The organism is Ruegeria sp. CDSC068 (assembly GCF_059610545.1).
This window is the reverse complement of the sequence record NZ_JBXWNV010000001.1, coordinates 609,410-626,298: the sequence shown is the minus strand read 5'-3', so window position 1 is coordinate 626,298 and position 16,889 is coordinate 609,410. Positions and strand designations below refer to the sequence as shown.

The window sequence follows — 16,889 nt, the reverse complement described above, 5'->3', positions numbered from 1 at the left end:
TACGAAGCGGTGGTTGATACAGTTCTAGGTCCAGACGGAAAACCACGCTGCACGTGGTGTCAGGCCGCGCCCGAATTCTTTGACTACCATGATCAGGAATGGGGGTATCCGGTTGGCAATGACCAGCGTCTGTTCGAAAAGCTATGCCTCGAAAGCTTTCAATCCGGTCTAAGCTGGCGCACGATTTTGTCCAAGCGCGAGAACTTTCGGAAAGCTTTCAAAGCATTCGATATCAACGCAGTAGCCGCGTTTGATGATGCAGATACAAAACGCTTGTTACAAGATGCAGGAATTGTGCGACATCGTGGAAAGATCGAGGCCGTGATTAACAACGCACGCCGCGCGCAAGAGTTAATCGCTGCCGAAGGGTCTCTGGCCGCATATGTGTGGCGATACGAGGCGGATACACCGCCTGCCCCGCAAACCGCTTCAACGTCGCCGGAATCTGTGGCGATGTCGAAAGACCTGAAAAAACGGGGCTGGAAGTTTGTCGGGCCGACGACCGTGTTTGCCTTTATGCAGGCAATGGGGCTGGTGAACGATCACGCCGAAGGTTGCGTCATGCGTGAAAAAGCGGCGCAGATGCGCCGCGAATTCACCAAACCCCAATAGTTTAGACTGACGCGCGGAAGATCTTGTCAATGTTGCCGCCCAGGGCAGCATTGAACTCGGCGTCTGATTGCTGTTTCGACAGGCCTTCGGTCAACGCGCGCGAGAAAGACGCGATCATCTTACCGTTCTGCCCCAGCAAATCACAGGCCTGTTCTGTCGAATAACCGCCCGACAGCGCGACCACGCGCAGAACACGCGGGTGATCGGCCAATTCGTCATACAAGTTAGCCTGGTTAGGGATCGTCAGCTTGAGCATGACGTCCTGTCCGTCAGCCAATTGATCAAGGTTTTTCAGGATTTCAGCCTTCAGGATGTCTTCGGCTTCGGCTTTGGTGGCGGAGTTGATGTTCACCTCGGGCTCAACAATCGGAACCATTCCGGAAGCCACGACTTCGCGCGCAACGTCGAACTGCTGTGCAACAACTGCCGCGATGCCTTCGGCGTTTGCCTCATGAATGACCGAGCGCTCCTTGGTCCCGAAAACACCATCGGCTTTGGCCAATGTTGCGGCCAGACCCGGGATGGGTTTCATCATCTGAACGCCATTCGCTTCGTCTTCCAAACCTTTGTCAATCTTGAGGAAAGGTACAATGCCTTTCACTGACCACAAATAGTCGGCGACCTTCTGACCATCAATTTGCTCGCCCAGAGTGCGTTCGAAAAGGATCGCGCCGATCACTTTGTCCTTGGTGAAATCATCCGCCAGAATGATCCGCGCGCGCATTTTCTGGATTTCACCGAACATTTCTTCGTCCGAGTTGTATTCAGATGCGTCCACGCCATAAAGCGCCAGCGCTTTGGGGGTCGAGCCACCGCTTTGATCCAATGCTGCGATGAATCCTGCGCCGTTGGACATTTGTGCGCGCTGTTCTGCTGATGACATAAGACTTTCCCGTTCAATATGATTCCGCGATTTCAAACCGCATACAGCAAGGCGTGAAAGGATGGTAGTTTGTTAGCGCTCAACCAAGCGCAACCAAATTCCGTCTTTCGATCGGACGGTCAAATGCGCGACCGGAACGGGCGTTTGTCCCGCGACCAACTCGAACCGGTAGTGTCGCAGCAGCATGGATAACAAAAGCGGCCCCTCGATCATGGCGAACCCGGCACCGGGACATACGCGGGACCCTGTCGAGAACGGAATGTACGCGTTGCGCTGACAGGTCTTTCCATTCTCAGTTCCCCACCGGGTCGGATCAAATTCGTCGGGACGTTCCCAGAGCCTTTCCTGCCGATGCAGATGCCACGGACTGATCACGATTTGCGACCCTTCGGGGACATCCCTGTTGCGGAAACGTTCGGGGCATTTCGCCTCACGAACCATCATCGGCACGGGCGGATAAAGCCGCAGCGCTTCGCGGAACACATCCCGGCTAAGCTTTAGCCGCGACATTACAGAAAAATCGGGCGTTTCGAGCGCCGCAGCTTCCTCGGCCAGACTGTCCTGCCATTCCGGATACATGGCCAACAGATACAGCGTCCAGGCCAGAGCGGACGCGCTGGTTTCATGCCCGGCAAGAAAGAAGATCGCCACTTGATCAACCATTTCCTGCGTGTCAAACCCACGCCCAGTTTCGGGATCACGCGTGGTCATGATCTTGGTTGCCAGATCATCCGGCGCGCCACCACGAGCGATCAGTTCAGCCCGATCCGCCGTAAGTCGCTGGATTAGCGCCCTGATATCCTTTGCATTCTTCTTGGTGCGTCTCGAATGCAATCGCGGCAACCATTTTGGCAGAGGGACAAAGGCCGCTATGTTCAGAATGGGTTGTTCGCGCTGATAGCCGCGAAACTTGTCAAAAACCTGAGCGGCAATTTCGTGTTCGATGGGCACCGAATACAAGGTGCGAAAAATGACATCCGCCGCGATATGGCTGGTGACCTCTTCAAACTCAACGACACCACCTGACTGCGGACGCAACCGATCCACCGCTGCTTGACCAGCCGCGTGCATCGCCGGAAAGGTATCTTTCAAACGGCCGCCTTCGAACGCGGGATCAATGATCCTGCGCTGCCTCTTCCAGGTGTTCCCATTGGTCAGGAAGACAGAGTCCCCCAGCAACGGACGCAGCCCCTCACTTATGCGGTTAGATTTGGGAAAGTCATCAGGGCGTTTTTTCAGAACTGTGTCGATCAATTCTGGCTGATTTACCAGGTATGATCGAAAGAACGGCGTGCGAAATTCGGCCATCCAGGCGCGGTACAGCCGTTGGGGCTGGGCTGACAGAATGTCCTTGCGAAACAACCTCAGATACCGCCAAAGCGATACTTTATCAGGGCGCGAAGATGGCTTGGGCGGCGTCATGCCTTCACCGAGATGTATTTTGAGACCGGCTTATCCATCCGCGATTTCGACGGTGCCCGTCCCTCAAACCTCTGACCTAAGGTTTGAGGCCCGGCAGTGATGCGAAAATAGTCATACCGATCGGGCTTGTCGAAGGCGCAGAGATACTGGAAATGCAGGCGGAAGAATTTCCATCGCAAGTTCTTCCAGCGTTCGGGGGACAGGGTCTGTGTAAAGGCCGCAGACAGAACCAGCGGCCATTTCTTTTCGGCGGTGGCGACACCGCTGACAGAAACCGGATCGCACAGCGCAAAAGAACAACCATCGCCGGGGGCCGAGACGTCGACCCAGGTCAGGCCTTCCTGCGTGGACAAGAATTGCAAATCCGCCCTCAAACCCTGCGCCTCGGGTAGAAATGACACCATGGGCACGACCTGCCCCAATGTCAGGAACGAAAACGCGGGGCTATTGTCGCGCTGCCTGCTTTCTCGGATAACATCGGCCAGAACACTGACACCCAGATGGGCCCCTGAGCTATGGCCGACGACCAGCACCTCGTCTGCGTCTGAATTCAGCGCCTCTTGGATCAACGCACTGAATGCACGCAGGCGATTGCGTAATTCAACTGGCGTCGCCCCTTTGAGTTTCGCGGAATAGGCATAATCATGCATCAGGTAATAGGCAAAAAGTTGGCCGTCTTGCTGGCGAAACCAGCGCATCAGACCGTAGCCGGCACCAACTGCAAGTATTACGCCCAACCAATCGATAAACGGCGTCAAAACCCATGTCATGGCCCCGGCTAGCAGGATCGCCAACAGCATTTGAGCCACCAACATTCCAACCGGGTACAGTGCAGCAATCACCGGTCCTTTGCGCAGCTGCATTAGGCGCCACAGCGTTCCTGAGGACATATAGGTCCATGCGGTCTGCACCAATTGCAGATAGGTCGCCGGGATTGAGTTGGACATGCTGTCACGCACCAGATCCGACCAGACCAAAACACACACATCGGCCTGAACTTCATCATCATCCTGCCGGGAAGTGACGTGCCATCCATATGGTCCATCGTCTGACTTGGCGGCCACCGAAATCTCATAACCGGATATCTCCGCCTGCAGCGAGCCTTCGGTACGATAAAGCTCACGATACCGCCGCGGCGGTATCGGGTCATAGCCGGGAATATAGAATACCCGGCGTTTACACACCCGAGGTTGATTATTCTGACTGCTCATGGCCTTACCTTCTGCAGCGCAGGTTAACGCAGGCTAAGCGTCAAGGTAAGTCAGATCAGCAGATCATCCGAAATTCGCCAGCGCCGGGAATGTCTCTAACAGCCACCAGCTGAATTCAGTGAACAGCCCTGTGATCAGCATGATGCCCACGAAGAGCAACAAGCCCCCCATCACCTTTTCGATCGTGCCCATGTAAGGCTTGATCCGGTTCATCACCGACATAGACCGGTTCAGGAACATTGCAGCAAGCAGAAATGGAATACCCAAGCCCGCAGCATAGACGCCCAACAATAGGGTTCCCCGCGCGACCGAGGCCTCGGACGCGGCCAGCGACAGGATTGCGCCCAGCTGCGGCCCAATGCACGGTGTCCAGCCAAACGCAAAGGCCAGACCAAGGATATAAGCGCCAAACACTGATCCACCAGAATCACCAGTCTCAATCCGGGCCTCGCGGTCCAGAAACGGGATGCGGAAGACATTCAGAAAATGCAGGCCAAAGACAATGACCACTGCACCAGAGATCTTTGCGAATAACACCTGGTTCTGCAGGACAAACACCCCGAAGGCAGAAGCGGTGAAGCCCAGCAACAAAAACACCGTAGACAAGCCCAAAACAAAGAACAGGGCGGCCAAGGTTGCCTTGCGGCGTGCTTTCGCCTCATCCTGCATTTCGTTGATCGTCACACCGCTCATATAAGCCAGGTACGGCGGAACGATGGGCAGAACGCAGGGCGACAGAAAGCTGATCAGCCCGCCCAGCATCGCGATGAACATGGCAGGCAGCAGGCCCGCGTCTATGATATCTATTCCGAACATGTTCAAGCACATATGGTATGAGGCGACCAACGTCACGGGGCCAATCGGTCACATCCTCGTGGTTGCACGCTGGACACCCCGTCAAAGTGGAAATATCTGAACCTTATGTCAAATCCGCCAGAAACACTCGATGCGCTGGGTCTGTTGTGCCCTCTACCCGTCCTCAAAGCGCGCAAGCGTTTGAAATCCATGCCTGCGGGGGCCGTTTTGCGCGTGCTGGCAGATGATCCTGCCGCCATAATTGATGTCCCGCATTTCTGCTCTGAGAGTGGGCACCAATTGCTGTCGCAAGAAGACGCGGACGGTCATCAGATCTATTTGATCCAGAAATCTCACTAAGATCGGGCAAAAGAAAAAGGCGGGCACTTGGCCCGCCTCTTCTTTTTACTGACCCAGTGACCACCAACCACGCCGCTTGGGTTTGGCCGGCTGCTCCGGTTCTTCGGCCACGACCTCCAGAACCGGCTCAGGGGCTTCTTCAACCATTATGTCCGCTGGTTCTTGCGGGTCTTCTGCGGCCACTTCGGCCACAGGTTCGGGTTGTTCGGCCTCTGCAGGTTCAACCTTTTCTTCAACGACGCTTTCCGCTTCGGGCGTGGGCAGCTCTGCCACCGCTTCGGCCTGTTCAACCTTCTCGGCGGTTTCGACAGGAGCTTCAACAGGTGCATCCGTCACACCAGTTTCCTCGGCCGGTGCGTCAGGGCTTGCGGCCTGGGCATCCTTGCTCACAACAGCTTCAGCAGCGACTTCTTCCGTAGCTTCAACAGGTTCCGCGTCCTTCTTCTTACGGCGCGGTGCACGGCGGCGCTTGGGCTTGGCTGCTTTTTCCTCTTCGGCAGGCTCAGATGCTTCACCCTCGGGTTTTGCGTCATCCGCCGCTTCGGTTTTGGCTTCATCCGATTCCTCGGACGCCGCCGCGTCACCCTCTTCAGCGTTCACCTCAGGAGTTTCGTCAGAACCATTGCTCTTTTTCCGACGGCGGCGACGACGCTTGCGCTTGGGCTTGGCATCCTCTTCGGCCTGAACGGTGGTGTCCTCTTCGACCGGCTCTTCCTCGCTGGCGTCGACAAGATCCATCAGGGACGCATCCACTGAAACAACGGGCGCGCTGGCTTCGGGAACGATCCGGCTTGCCGTCTTGAATTTCTCCATCGAGAAATCAGGGCTGACCAGATGTACGTCGCCTTCAACACGTACAGACAGGCCATAACGGGCCTCAATCTGTGCGATATGCTCGCGTTTCTGGTTCATCAGGAAGTTGGCGATGCTGACAGGGCAACGAACAAGCACCTCGCGCGAACGGCGGCGTGTACCCTCTTCCTCGATCTGCCGCAGGATCGACAGCGCCATGTTGTCGTCCGACCGGATCAGACCCGTTCCGTGGCAAGCCGGGCATGGCTGAGTCGTGGCCTCCAACATGCCGGGACGCAGACGCTGGCGGCTCATCTCCATAAGGCCAAAACCCGAGATACGGCCGACCTGAATGCGCGCACGGTCTGTTTTCAGCCGTTCTTTCATACGCTTTTCGACGGCGAGGTTGTTCTTTCGCTCGTCCATGTCGATAAAGTCTATGACGATCAGACCGGCCAGGTCGCGCAGACGCAGCTGGCGGGCCACCTCTTCTGCGGCCTCAAGGTTGGTCTTGAGTGCGGTTTCCTCGATCGAGCCCTCTTTGGTCGCCCGACCCGAGTTCACGTCAATCGCGACCAGCGCTTCGGTCACGCCGATCACAATGTAACCACCCGATTTCAGCTGAACGGTCGGGTTGAACATCCCCGCCAGATAGCTTTCGACCTGATAGCGTGCAAACAGCGGCAGCGCATCCTCGTACCGTTTCACGTTCTTCGCGTGTGACGGCATGATCATCTTCATGAAGTCTTTGGCGATGCGATAACCACCTTCGCCTTCGACCAGAACCTCATCAATTTCGCGATTATAGAGATCACGGATCGACCGTTTGATCAGATCGCCTTCTTCATAGATTTTCGCCGGCGCAATCGATTTCAGTGTCAGCTCGCGGATCTGCTCCCACATGCGCTGCAGGTATTCATAGTCTCGCTTGATCTCGGATTTCGTCCGCTTGGCACCGGCTGTCCGGATAATCAGACCCGCACCGGTTGGAACGTCAATTTCCGCAGCAATTTCCTTGAGCTTTTTACGGTCAGGTGCGTTGGTGATTTTGCGGCTGATCCCGCCGCCACGAGCCGTGTTCGGCATCAAAACGCAGTATCGTCCTGCCAGAGACAAGTAGGTTGTCAGGGCAGCGCCTTTGTTGCCACGTTCTTCCTTGACGACTTGCACCAGCAAGACCTGGCGGACCTTGATAACCTCTTGAATCTTATAGCGACGTGGCCGCGGTTTGCGCACCGGTCGAATGTCTTCGCTGTCATCCTCGTCGGCGACGGATTCAATCGAATCGTCCTTCGCGGTGGCATCGGCTCGCGCTTCTTCTTCAGACTTGCCCTCGTTTTCTTCGGTCGTGTCCTCCGAAGGTTCGGGTGCATCTTGTGCTTCTGCTTCGCTAACCGCGTCATCGGACTTGTCGGCGGCTTCCTCATCTTTGGCTTCCGTCGCCTCGATTGCAGGCGCATCAGAGCTATTCGCTGCCTCGCTACTGTCTTCCGACGACGCACCTTCTGCTGCACCATCAGCGTCGGTTTCAGACGCTCCCACATCATCACCAGGCTCTTCTACCGGTGTTTCAGCAACGCGATCTGCCGGGGATGTGCCCTCAAGGTCCGGGCCATCAGCGCCGTCTTCGCTTTCGTCCAGATCAATGGTTTCCATGCCGGTGGGTTCGTTCGATACTTCAATCGACTCAACCGCATCGTCAGACTTAACGTCCGCAGCCTTCGACCGCGACCGTGACCGGCGTTTCTTCGGCTTGGCCTCTTCGGCTTCGTCACGCGCTTTCATTGCCTCGGCATAGGCGCGCTCTTCTTCCATCAGCGCTTCGCGATCTGCGACCGGGATTTGATAGTAGTCCGGATGGATTTCCGAAAACGCCAGGAACCCATGCCGGTTCCCGCCATAATCCACAAAGGCCGCCTGAAGTGACGGTTCGACCCGGGTTACTTTTGCAAGATAGATGTTGCCAGCAAGCTGGCGTTTGTTTTCGGATTCAAAATCGAATTCCTCGACCTTGTTTCCGTCAACCACCACGACGCGGGTTTCCTCCGCGTGGGTGGCATCGATAAGCATTTTCTTAGCCATGTGTCCTTGGTGCACCGCGCCAAACGCGTTGTCCTTACCCGTCCGGGGGGACAGGCGCTTTTGGGGTGGTGTCTTGTCAGGGCGATTTCGGACGGCGCGCGGCAGGGTCTGGCGCTGTGGCCCCCTGCCCGTATACTCAATCGTTGCGCGCGCGTCATCGCGGTTCTTCTCCGACAGGCGCAGATCTAACCGCCGCCTGCCCATTTATTCCTTTCGCCCGCTGATGCGGGCTCAGGCGTTCATCTGCCCCGATGGGGCATAATCGGTCTGCTTTGCCTTGCGGGATTGATCACCATCAACGGCAGAGCAGCGAAACTCAAAGATTCGGGACTTTTGGGCGCAAATTAGCCCTGCCCGTCCAGATACAATAAAAGCAGTCCTGTGGAAAACACAATGGGCAAACTGCGAGAAGAACAATACAAAGCCCCGGGATCACTTCATCTGGCCAGAAATATCCCGGGGGTAATTTGAGCCGCAGGCTCAAGAGGGGGCTGCCCCCCTCTCTTTCTCACAAATAGTCCGAGCGCTGCAGCCCGTATTTCGCCATTTTCTCGTTCAAGGTCCGGCGTGGCAGGCAAAGTTCGTCCATCACAGACGCAATCGATCCCTTGTGCCGCCGCATTGTATTGTCGATCAACATCCGTTCGAACGCCTCAACATACTCCTTAAGCGGTTTGCCTTCGGTCGTCATGACCGGCTGCATTTCTTCGTGATCGGACATCAACAGCGACGCAATCGTCCCCGATCCACGTCGCGATTGAAGAACAGCCCGTTCCGCGATGTTGATCAACTGCCGTACATTTCCCGGCCATGGAGCTTGCAACAACTGAGCCGCCTCTTGAGCGCTCACCTGCGGCGCTTCGCAGCCGTATTCTTCAGAAAACTGCTCGCTCAATCGGGTGAACAGCGTCAGGATGTCCTCGCCACGCTGACGCAATGGCGGCATCGTGATTCGCAGCGCCGCAAGGCGATAGAACAGGTCCGGGCGCAGAACGTCTTCGCTGGTCTTTCCTGCTTCCTGAAGGTTGGAAATCGCAATGATCCGCGTTTCAGCCGGGGTGCCCTGGTCATTCATCACGCTCAACAGGCGGGCCTGCAGCGTATCGCTCAGTGCTTCTACGTCTTCCAGCACAAGTGTACCGCCCCGCGCCTCTTCGATCGCAGGCAACTGCGCATCTTCCGGCATCATTGGGCCAAACAGGCGTTTCGACAGCGCCTCTTCCTCAAGCGCGGCACAGGACACCAGTACAAACTTCTTACCAGCACGGCTGCCGACCGCGTGCAGCGCATGGGCCACAAGTGTCTTGCCAGTGCCGGTCTCACCATCGATCAGTACATGGCCATCGGCCTGGCCCAGATCGAGGATATCTTCGCGCAAACGCTCCATGACCGGGCTGGCCCCGATCAGTTTGTTCATGATCTGGGTTCCACCTGACAGTTCGCGCCTCAGGGCACGGTTGTCCAAGGTCAGTCGGCGCGCGTTGCTGGCGCGTTTGGCCAGTTCCGACATGCGATCAGGGTTAAAAGGCTTTTCAAGGAAATCAAACGCCCCTACGCGCATCGCTTCCACTGCCATTGGCACATCGCCATGGCCAGTGATCATGATGACCGGCAACGTGCTGTCAGCCCCCATCAGCTTTTTCAGGAGCTGAATGCCGTCCATGCCCGGCATTTTGATATCCGAGATCACGATACCCGGATATTCCGGTCCCAACACTTTCAGCGCGTCCTCTGCGCTGGCGAAGGTTTCCGTGTCATATCCCGACAGTGCCAGCCATTGGCTGATCGACTGGCGCATGTCCTGTTCGTCATCCACAATGGCGATCTTCATGGCCTGTGCCATAGTCATTCCTCGTTATTCCGCGGCCTCAAGGCCGTCGCTTCCCAGTATCGGCAACTGCATCTCGAACACGGCCCCGCCTTGCGGGCTGTTTCGTGCTGTCAGCCGTCCACCATGGTCGTTTACGATCCCGGATGAGATGGCAAGCCCCAGACCGACCCCGTCGCCGGGCTGTTTCGTAGTATAGAACGGTTCGAACAGGTTTTCGATGTTCTCGATTCCATAGCCGTTGTCGCGCACTGTCAGCACCGCCGTATCGCCCGCTGCCAGTATGATTTCGACATCCGGTTCGGATACTGATTTGGTGGCGTCCAGAGCATTGCGCAAGAGGTTCACCATCACCTGCTCGATCCGCATCCGGTCCCCCATCACAGACACCGGTTCATCGGGCAGTATCTGGGTGATCTTGACGTGACGCTGGCGCAGCTGCGGCTCCATCATGGAGAGGGACGCTGCCAGCGCTTCACTAAGGTTTACTGGGGAAAACGTATCCGCACCCTTCCGCGCATAGGATTTGAGCTGACGGGTAATCGCCCCCATCCTTTCGATCAAACCATCGATCCGACCAAAGCTTGCCAGCGCCTCTTCCGGCCGGTTCCGACGCAGCAAAAGACGTGCGCCAGCCAGGTAGGTTTTCATTGCAGCCAGAGGTTGATTTAACTCATGGCTCACGGCCGCCGACATCTCGCCCAAAGCGGCCAGTTTCGAGCTTTGCGCCAGCGTCTGTTCGGCAACTTCCAGTGTTTTTTCAACCCGTTCCCGCTCAGCAATTTCCCGCTTTAGCCTTGAGTTCAATGCGCGAAGCTCTGCCGACTCGCGTTGGAACAACGCCATGCGGAACGTGGCTCGGCGGCTAAGCGCGTAGAAGGCCAAGGCCAGAAGAATCGCAAAACCCATGATCTCAAGCGCGATAACACTGTTCACTTTTTCCCGAATCGACTCGTAGGTGGTGAACGAGGTCATTTTCCAACCGCGAAACGGGATGCGCGTTTCCATCCGCATCACTGCCTCGCCCTGCAGGTAGGCGTCTGGCGGCAAGGCGGTCCAGTCGGTCGTGGCACGAATTGCACGCTGGATAGCACCTTGCGCCGGCTGGCGCAGCAATGCGGCGTTTTCTTCAAGCCCGCGCCATTGCGGTTCAGTCGACAGAATGATCGTCCCGGTGCTGTCCGTCACCATCACAGCGTCGGAAATACCTGCCCAGGCGCGCTCGAATTTCTGCAGGTCAACTTCGACCACGATAACGCCAAGAACCTCGGCGTTCGCCTCCATTCGTCTTGAATAGACAAAGCTGTAGCCGCCCGAATCTTTTTCAATCACCGTGAATATTGTCGAATTCGCCCGCACCGCATCAATGAAATACGGCGAACTCCGGTGTGGCTCTCCCAAACGCGCGCGATCAGTGGCCGCAACAGTACGGCCATCACCGTCCAGCAACATCAGCGAGGCCGCGCCGATCTCTTCAACAAACGAGATCAAACGCTGGGTGGACAGCGAATAATCACTGGACTGTAGCGCGGAAATCAATGTGGGGTCGCGCGCTAAAAGCTGCGGAACAATTGCATTTCGGCGCAGTTCGCTCAGCAAGTTGCCTGAATACAGCGCCAGTCGCACTTCGGCCCGGTTTCGCGTGGATTCGGTAAAGCGGTCCGTCAGAAGACGGTTGGTTACATAAACCGTGGTAACCGTTGCGATCAAAAGAAAGATAACCGCCAAGCGCAGCCGCCAACCCAATGGCGCACCACGAAACGGTTTTGTCAGAAAGGACCAGCCAGAGCGAACTTCGGAACTCATCCCGGAAAGTTACGCGGGCTGGATCGTAAGCTCAAGTCACGCCGGAGCAAGAACGCCAGACAATGCGCGGAACAATGCCGTTCCGTCCGTTCCGCCATGGCCGTCGTCTGCCGCACGTTCAGGGTGTGGCATCATTCCCAGCACCCGACGGTTTTCAGACAGGATACCGGCAATATCTCCGACCGAGCCGTTCGGATTCTCGGTATAGGTGAACGCGACCCGATCCTGATCCTGCAGTTTGGCCAGTGTGGCGTCATCCGCAAAATAGTTACCATCATGGTGCGCGATCGGAATACCGATCACATCGCCCGCATTGTAACCTTCGGTGAAGGCACTGTCGCTGGTTTCCACCTTCAGGCCAACCGTGCGGCAGATGTATTTCAGACCGGCATTTCGCAGCAACGCACCCGGCAGGATGCCGGTTTCTGTCAGGATCTGAAACCCATTGCAAACACCAACGGCATAACCGCCACGTTTGGTATGATCGACCACGGCCTTGCAGATCGGCGACTGAGCGGCGATGGCACCGCAGCGCAGGTAGTCGCCGTAGGAAAAGCCACCCGGAACACCGACGATATCCACACCTTCGGGCAGCGCGGCGTCCTTGTGCCAGACCATATCGACCTGAAAACCAGCCTGTTCGAAAGCGACGGCAAGATCCCGATCACAATTGGACCCTGGGAATACGATGACAGCTGCGCGCATGGCGGGGCCTCCGGGGATAAGGTTCAGACCAGTTCGACTTCGTAGCGTTCGATGACCGTGTTGGCCAACAGCTTTTCGCACATCTCGGTGATGTCCGCCTCGGTCGCGCCTTCGGCCAGCTCAAGGTCGATCACCTTGCCCTGCCGCACACCTTCGACCTGATCAAAGCCCATGGCACCCAATGCGTGACGCACCGCCTCACCCTGCGGGTCGAGGACCCCGTTTTTGAGCATCACATGCACACGTGCTTTCATTCTCGCAACTCCAGCTGAGGGCCGATGTTGTCGGCCCGTTCCGTTGCGCGGGGGATAACGTGCCAGAAGGCGTTCGACAACCCTTCTTAAAGTGGGCAGATGACCGCACTTACGCCCGCTACCCGCCACCTCCGGAATTCAGGCCGGGATAGTGCGCGTCGATTGCATTGAACGTGCCTGTCAAAACCATCTCGATTGCGACCGCCACAAGTATGAGAGCCATGACCCGGGTGATGACATTAATCATCGTCATACCCAATAGGCGCGAGATCGGATCGGCGAACAACAAGCCAAGGCCAACGATCAAACAGGCGATCACGATTGCCGTTCCAAGGGTTACTACTTCGGCACCATCGCTAAGCGTATGAGAGTAAACGATTGTTATCGCAATAGTGCCAGGCCCGATAGTCAACGGAATAGCAAGCGGTACAACGGCGATGTTTTCTTTTTTCCTATGCCCATCCTCTACAGCTTGCTGATCCCCTTGCGGCCTGTCCGACGCGTTCAGCATCGACATACCAATTCCGAAGATGATTAGCCCCCCGGCAATACGGAACGAAGGTATGTCGATCCCGAACACAGCTAGGATCTCTTCTCCGATCACAACCGCTATCAGGCCGACTATGATCACTGTCCCCGTCACGATAAACGCTACCCGCCGGCGTTCGGGGGCCGAATATCCTTTCGTCATGCTAAGAAAAATCGGGATTCCGTAGAGCGGGTTGAAAATAGCCAGAAGGGCTGCAAGGAATTTTAGAAAAACTGCCTGATCAAACAATTCGGCCATGTATAGCGCCACCCTCGTTTTCGGATTTGCCCGACAATGCCGGACAACCGGTAACCCTGTCAAACCGCTAGATACAAAGAAAAAAGCACCGCTTTGGGTAAAGCGGTGCTTTTAACAATATGCGGTTCGCCTGTGTGATCAGTTGATCAGCGTAGGCTTAGCGACGTTACTTTTCGGCAAAACGCCCAGCCGGCGTGCGACTTCGGAATAGGCGTCCGTCAGACTGCCCAGATCGCGGCGGAATACGTCTTTGTCCAGTTTTTGACCGGTTTCGATATCCCACAGACGGCAACTGTCGGGGCTGATTTCATCGGCCACGATCAAACGCTGGAAATCCCCGTCGTAAACGCGGCCAATCTCAATCTTGAAATCGACCAGACGAATGCCGACAGCCAGCATCATGCCGCTCATAAAGTCATTGACGCGCAGCGCGAGGCTCAGGATATCGTCCATGTCCTGTTGGCTGGCCCAGCCAAAGGCAGCGATGTGTTCTTCGGTAACCAGCGGATCACCCAACGCGTCGTCTTTATAGCAATATTCGACAATTGGGCGCGGCAGTTGCGTACCTTCGGCAATGCCCAAACGTTTTGACATTGTTCCCGCGGCATAGTTGCGAACGATGATTTCAAGCGGAACAATCTCGCAATTGCGCACCAATTGCTCACGCATGTTCAGGCGACGGATGAAGTGGGTCGGAACACCAATCTGGTTGAGACCGTTCATGAAGAACTCGCTCAGACGGTTGTTCAGCACGCCTTTACCGTCGATGACATCTTTCTTTTCCGCATTGAACGCGGTGGCATCATCCTTGAAGTACTGCACAATGGTGCCAGGCTCTGGGCCTTCATACAGAATTTTGGCCTTACCTTCGTAGATCTTTTTGCGACGCGCCATGAGCGACCTTTCCAGTCCGGGGCGAGGGAATGAGTCCCTTCGCGTTGGCGCCCTCATAGTCCAAGCCCCCCTTTCCCGCAAGTTCAGCGGACCGAGAGGCTTTGACACAGCGCAATTCCCTTGCACAGGCGCTCAGCTATAGTCATATCATCAATTAAGAAGATGTAAGCTATGAGGTCCACAAACAATGACCACTTTTGACGAACGCGAAAACGCTTTTGAAGCAAAATTCGCTCATGACGAAGAAATGCAGTTCAAAGCACAGGCGCGCTGCAACAGATTGCTGGGCCTCTGGGCCGCAGAAAAGATGGGCAAGTCCGGCGAGGACGCCGAAGCCTATGCCAAAACCGTAGTAATCGCCGATTTCGAAGAGGCCGGGCACGAAGATGTCGTGCGCAAAGTCGCCGGTGATTTGGGCGCGCTGTCGTCCGATGAGGAAATCCGCGCAAAAATGGCCGAGCTTTTGCCCCAAGCCAAAGCGCAGGTCCTGAGCGAAACCGAATAAAAAAACACTCGGCTCATGATCTTCATGAGTTTTATGAATTTGATTTGATGCCCCGGTCATGAGACACGGGGCGTCTCTATTTTTAACGGCCCCATTCGGCTATTTGGGAATACCCCCATGACAAATGCGCTCAATAAACTTCTGGAAACAAATGATGCTTTGCTGGCCGATGGTGCCACGGGCACGAACTTGTTCAATATGGGCCTGCAATCAGGTGACGCGCCCGAGCTGTGGAATGTCGAAGCACCGGATAAAATCCGCGCTTTGTACCAAGGTTCGGTTGATGCCGGCAGCGACTTGTTTCTGACCAACACCTTCGGCGGCACATCCGCGCGCCTGAAACTGCACGACGCCCAGAACCGGGTTGGTGAGTTGAACCGGATCGGTGCCGAACTGGGCCGTGAAGTGGCGGACAAATCCGGGCGCACCGTTGTTGTCGCAGGTTCGGTTGGTCCCACCGGTGAGATCATGGAGCCGATTGGCAGCCTGTCCCATGCCGGCGCTGTTGAGATGTTTCACGAGCAAGCCGAAGCGCTGAAAGAAGGTGGCGCGGACGTTCTATGGGTCGAAACCATCAGCGCACCCGAAGAATTCAGAGCGGCGGCAGAAGCTTTTGCGCTGGCCGACATGCCCTGGTGTGGCACCATGAGCTTTGACACTGCCGGACGTACCATGATGGGCGTAACCTCCGCAGATCTGGCTCAATTGGTCGAAACCCTGCCCAATCCGCCGATTGCATTCGGTGCCAACTGCGGCACGGGCGCGTCGGACATCCTGCGCACGGTTCTTGGATTTGCGGCTCAGGGAACCGAACGTCCGGTGATTTCCAAAGGCAACGCGGGTATCCCGAAATATGTCGATGGCCATATCCACTATGACGGCACGCCTGAATTGATGGGGCAGTACGCCGCGATGGCACGGGATGCGGGTGCCACGATCATCGGCGGGTGCTGTGGCACCATGCCAGATCACCTGCGCAAAATGCGGGAGGCACTGGATACAACCAGCCGCGGCACGCGCCCGACGCTGGATCAGATCACGGATGCTTTAGGCCCGTTCTCATCAGCTTCGGACGGTACCGGAGACGATGCGGCAGTGCCTGAACGGCGCAATCGCCGCCGCCGCCGCGCTTAAATCTTTCAGCGCCCCTCGAATTTCGGGGGGCGTTTTTCCATGAAGGCAACTACCCCTTCGGCAAAGTCGCGCGAACGGCCACAGTCGCCCTGCAAATGCGCCTCCATCTCCAGTTGCTGCGGCAGAGTGTTGTCGTAAGTTCCGCGGATTGCCCGTTTGATCGCGCCAAACGCGGTGGTCGGTCCGTTTGCCAGATAGGCAGCACGCTTGCGCCAATGCGCGTCGAAATCGTCGTCAGCCACCGCTTCCCAGATCATTCCCCATTCGTTCGCCTGTCTGGCACTGACCTTGTCGGCAAACAGCGCAGCGCCCATGGCCTTGGCGAACCCCATCTGGCGTGGCAGGAACCATGTGCCGCCCGCGTCCGGCATCAGGCCGATACGGGAAAACGCCTGCAGGAAATACGCGCTTTCAGTCGCAATCACCACATCGGCGCTGAGCGCAATGTTCGCCCCGGCCCCGGCTGCTGGTCCATTGACGGCTGCGATGGTTGGGACCGGACAGTTGTAGATGGATTCCAGCATGGGATCGTATTCGTCGCGCAGTGTGCGTTCCAGATCAATCCGGCCAGTGCTGGAAGAATCGCCGAGGTCCTGACCCGAGCAGAAGGCGCCCCCTGCCCCTGTCAACACGATTGCCCGCGCATGCCGGGCCGCATGTGTCATCGCATTGGTGACCTCGGCCCGCATCTGTGCGGTCAGCGCGTTCATCTTGTCGGGCCGGTTCAGGGTTACCACTGCCAGATTGTCAGTGATATCCAGCAGTATAGCCTCATAGTCCATGTAGTCCTCTCCCCATGCTCACGGCATTAGGGAACCC

16 protein-coding genes are annotated in these 16,889 nt (G+C 56.6%); 4 read left to right on the top strand and 12 right to left on the bottom strand.

What is annotated here, in order from left to right:
- Nucleotides 1–9: 9 nt before the first annotated feature.
- The gene (locus AC2FID_RS02965) at nucleotides 10–612 is read left to right on the top strand and encodes a DNA-3-methyladenine glycosylase I (RefSeq protein WP_496835326.1); all 603 of its coding nucleotides are present in this window, start codon (nucleotides 10–12) and stop codon (nucleotides 610–612) included.
- A 1-nt stretch (nucleotide 613) separates the two neighbouring features.
- On the opposite strand, the gene AC2FID_RS02960 is transcribed toward AC2FID_RS02965, so the two are convergent.
- The 4 genes from AC2FID_RS02960 to AC2FID_RS02945 form a co-directional block, all read right to left on the bottom strand.
- Nucleotides 614–1,495, bottom strand: coding sequence for a fructose bisphosphate aldolase (locus tag AC2FID_RS02960; RefSeq protein ID WP_496835325.1), 882 nt, complete (start codon nucleotides 1,493–1,495; stop codon nucleotides 614–616).
- Nucleotides 1,496–1,567: 72 nt separating this feature from the next.
- Nucleotides 1,568–2,917 carry a cytochrome P450 gene (locus AC2FID_RS02955; protein ID WP_496835323.1) on the bottom strand — a complete coding sequence of 450 codons (1,350 nt, stop codon included), beginning with the start codon at nucleotides 2,915–2,917 and terminating at the stop codon, nucleotides 1,568–1,570.
- The gene (locus tag AC2FID_RS02950) at nucleotides 2,914–4,128 is read right to left on the bottom strand and encodes a hypothetical protein (protein ID WP_496753934.1); all 1,215 of its coding nucleotides are present in this window, start codon (nucleotides 4,126–4,128) and stop codon (nucleotides 2,914–2,916) included. The genes AC2FID_RS02955 and AC2FID_RS02950 overlap by 4 nt, the downstream gene beginning before the upstream one ends.
- Nucleotides 4,129–4,191: 63 nt before the next feature.
- Nucleotides 4,192–4,944 (bottom strand): cytochrome c biogenesis CcdA family protein, encoded by a 753-nt coding sequence (locus AC2FID_RS02945; RefSeq protein WP_058271899.1) that lies wholly within the window; start codon nucleotides 4,942–4,944, stop codon nucleotides 4,192–4,194.
- A 105-nt stretch (nucleotides 4,945–5,049) separates the two neighbouring features.
- Here AC2FID_RS02945 and AC2FID_RS02940 point away from each other — a divergent pair, with 105 nt between their 5' ends.
- Nucleotides 5,050–5,283 (top strand): sulfurtransferase TusA family protein, encoded by a 234-nt coding sequence (locus AC2FID_RS02940; protein ID WP_058271547.1) that lies wholly within the window; start codon nucleotides 5,050–5,052, stop codon nucleotides 5,281–5,283.
- A gap of 45 nt (nucleotides 5,284–5,328) precedes the next feature.
- Here AC2FID_RS02940 and AC2FID_RS02935 read toward each other — a convergent pair whose 3' ends face one another.
- From AC2FID_RS02935 to purC, 7 genes are all read right to left on the bottom strand, one after another.
- Nucleotides 5,329–8,157: an Rne/Rng family ribonuclease gene (locus AC2FID_RS02935; protein ID WP_496835635.1), complete on the bottom strand. Its 2,829-nt coding sequence runs from the start codon at nucleotides 8,155–8,157 to the stop codon at nucleotides 5,329–5,331.
- A 508-nt stretch (nucleotides 8,158–8,665) separates the two neighbouring features.
- The gene (locus tag AC2FID_RS02930; protein ID WP_108858689.1) at nucleotides 8,666–10,000 is read right to left on the bottom strand and encodes a sigma-54-dependent transcriptional regulator; all 1,335 of its coding nucleotides are present in this window, start codon (nucleotides 9,998–10,000) and stop codon (nucleotides 8,666–8,668) included.
- Nucleotides 10,001–10,012: 12 nt separating this feature from the next.
- Nucleotides 10,013–11,791, bottom strand: a complete 1,779-nt coding sequence (locus AC2FID_RS02925) for a sensor histidine kinase (protein WP_109311570.1) — start codon at nucleotides 11,789–11,791, stop codon at nucleotides 10,013–10,015.
- A gap of 36 nt (nucleotides 11,792–11,827) precedes the next feature.
- The gene (gene purQ, locus AC2FID_RS02920; protein WP_113790693.1) at nucleotides 11,828–12,496 is read right to left on the bottom strand and encodes a phosphoribosylformylglycinamidine synthase subunit PurQ; all 669 of its coding nucleotides are present in this window, start codon (nucleotides 12,494–12,496) and stop codon (nucleotides 11,828–11,830) included.
- Between the two features lie 23 nt (nucleotides 12,497–12,519).
- A complete protein-coding gene (gene purS, locus AC2FID_RS02915) occupies nucleotides 12,520–12,750 on the bottom strand; it encodes a phosphoribosylformylglycinamidine synthase subunit PurS (protein WP_058271544.1) in 231 nt (76 codons plus the stop codon).
- A 118-nt stretch (nucleotides 12,751–12,868) separates the two neighbouring features.
- On the bottom strand, nucleotides 12,869–13,537 hold the full coding sequence (locus tag AC2FID_RS02910; RefSeq protein WP_058271543.1) for a MarC family protein: 669 nt from the start codon (nucleotides 13,535–13,537) through the stop codon (nucleotides 12,869–12,871).
- A 138-nt stretch (nucleotides 13,538–13,675) separates the two neighbouring features.
- On the bottom strand, nucleotides 13,676–14,431 hold the full coding sequence (gene purC / locus AC2FID_RS02905) for a phosphoribosylaminoimidazolesuccinocarboxamide synthase (protein ID WP_108858692.1): 756 nt from the start codon (nucleotides 14,429–14,431) through the stop codon (nucleotides 13,676–13,678).
- Nucleotides 14,432–14,618: 187 nt separating this feature from the next.
- On the opposite strand from purC, the gene AC2FID_RS02900 reads away from it, so the two are divergent.
- Both AC2FID_RS02900 and bmt read left to right on the top strand, forming a co-directional pair.
- On the top strand, nucleotides 14,619–14,936 hold the full coding sequence (locus AC2FID_RS02900) for a DUF1476 domain-containing protein (protein ID WP_058271541.1): 318 nt from the start codon (nucleotides 14,619–14,621) through the stop codon (nucleotides 14,934–14,936).
- 117 nt (nucleotides 14,937–15,053) lie between these two features.
- The gene (gene bmt, locus AC2FID_RS02895; protein ID WP_282118503.1) at nucleotides 15,054–16,070 is read left to right on the top strand and encodes a betaine--homocysteine S-methyltransferase; all 1,017 of its coding nucleotides are present in this window, start codon (nucleotides 15,054–15,056) and stop codon (nucleotides 16,068–16,070) included.
- 5 nt (nucleotides 16,071–16,075) lie between these two features.
- Here the strand turns inward: bmt and AC2FID_RS02890 are convergent, their stop codons facing one another.
- Nucleotides 16,076–16,852 (bottom strand): enoyl-CoA hydratase-related protein, encoded by a 777-nt coding sequence (locus AC2FID_RS02890; protein WP_496835317.1) that lies wholly within the window; start codon nucleotides 16,850–16,852, stop codon nucleotides 16,076–16,078.
- Between the last annotated feature and the right edge of the window lie 37 nt (nucleotides 16,853–16,889).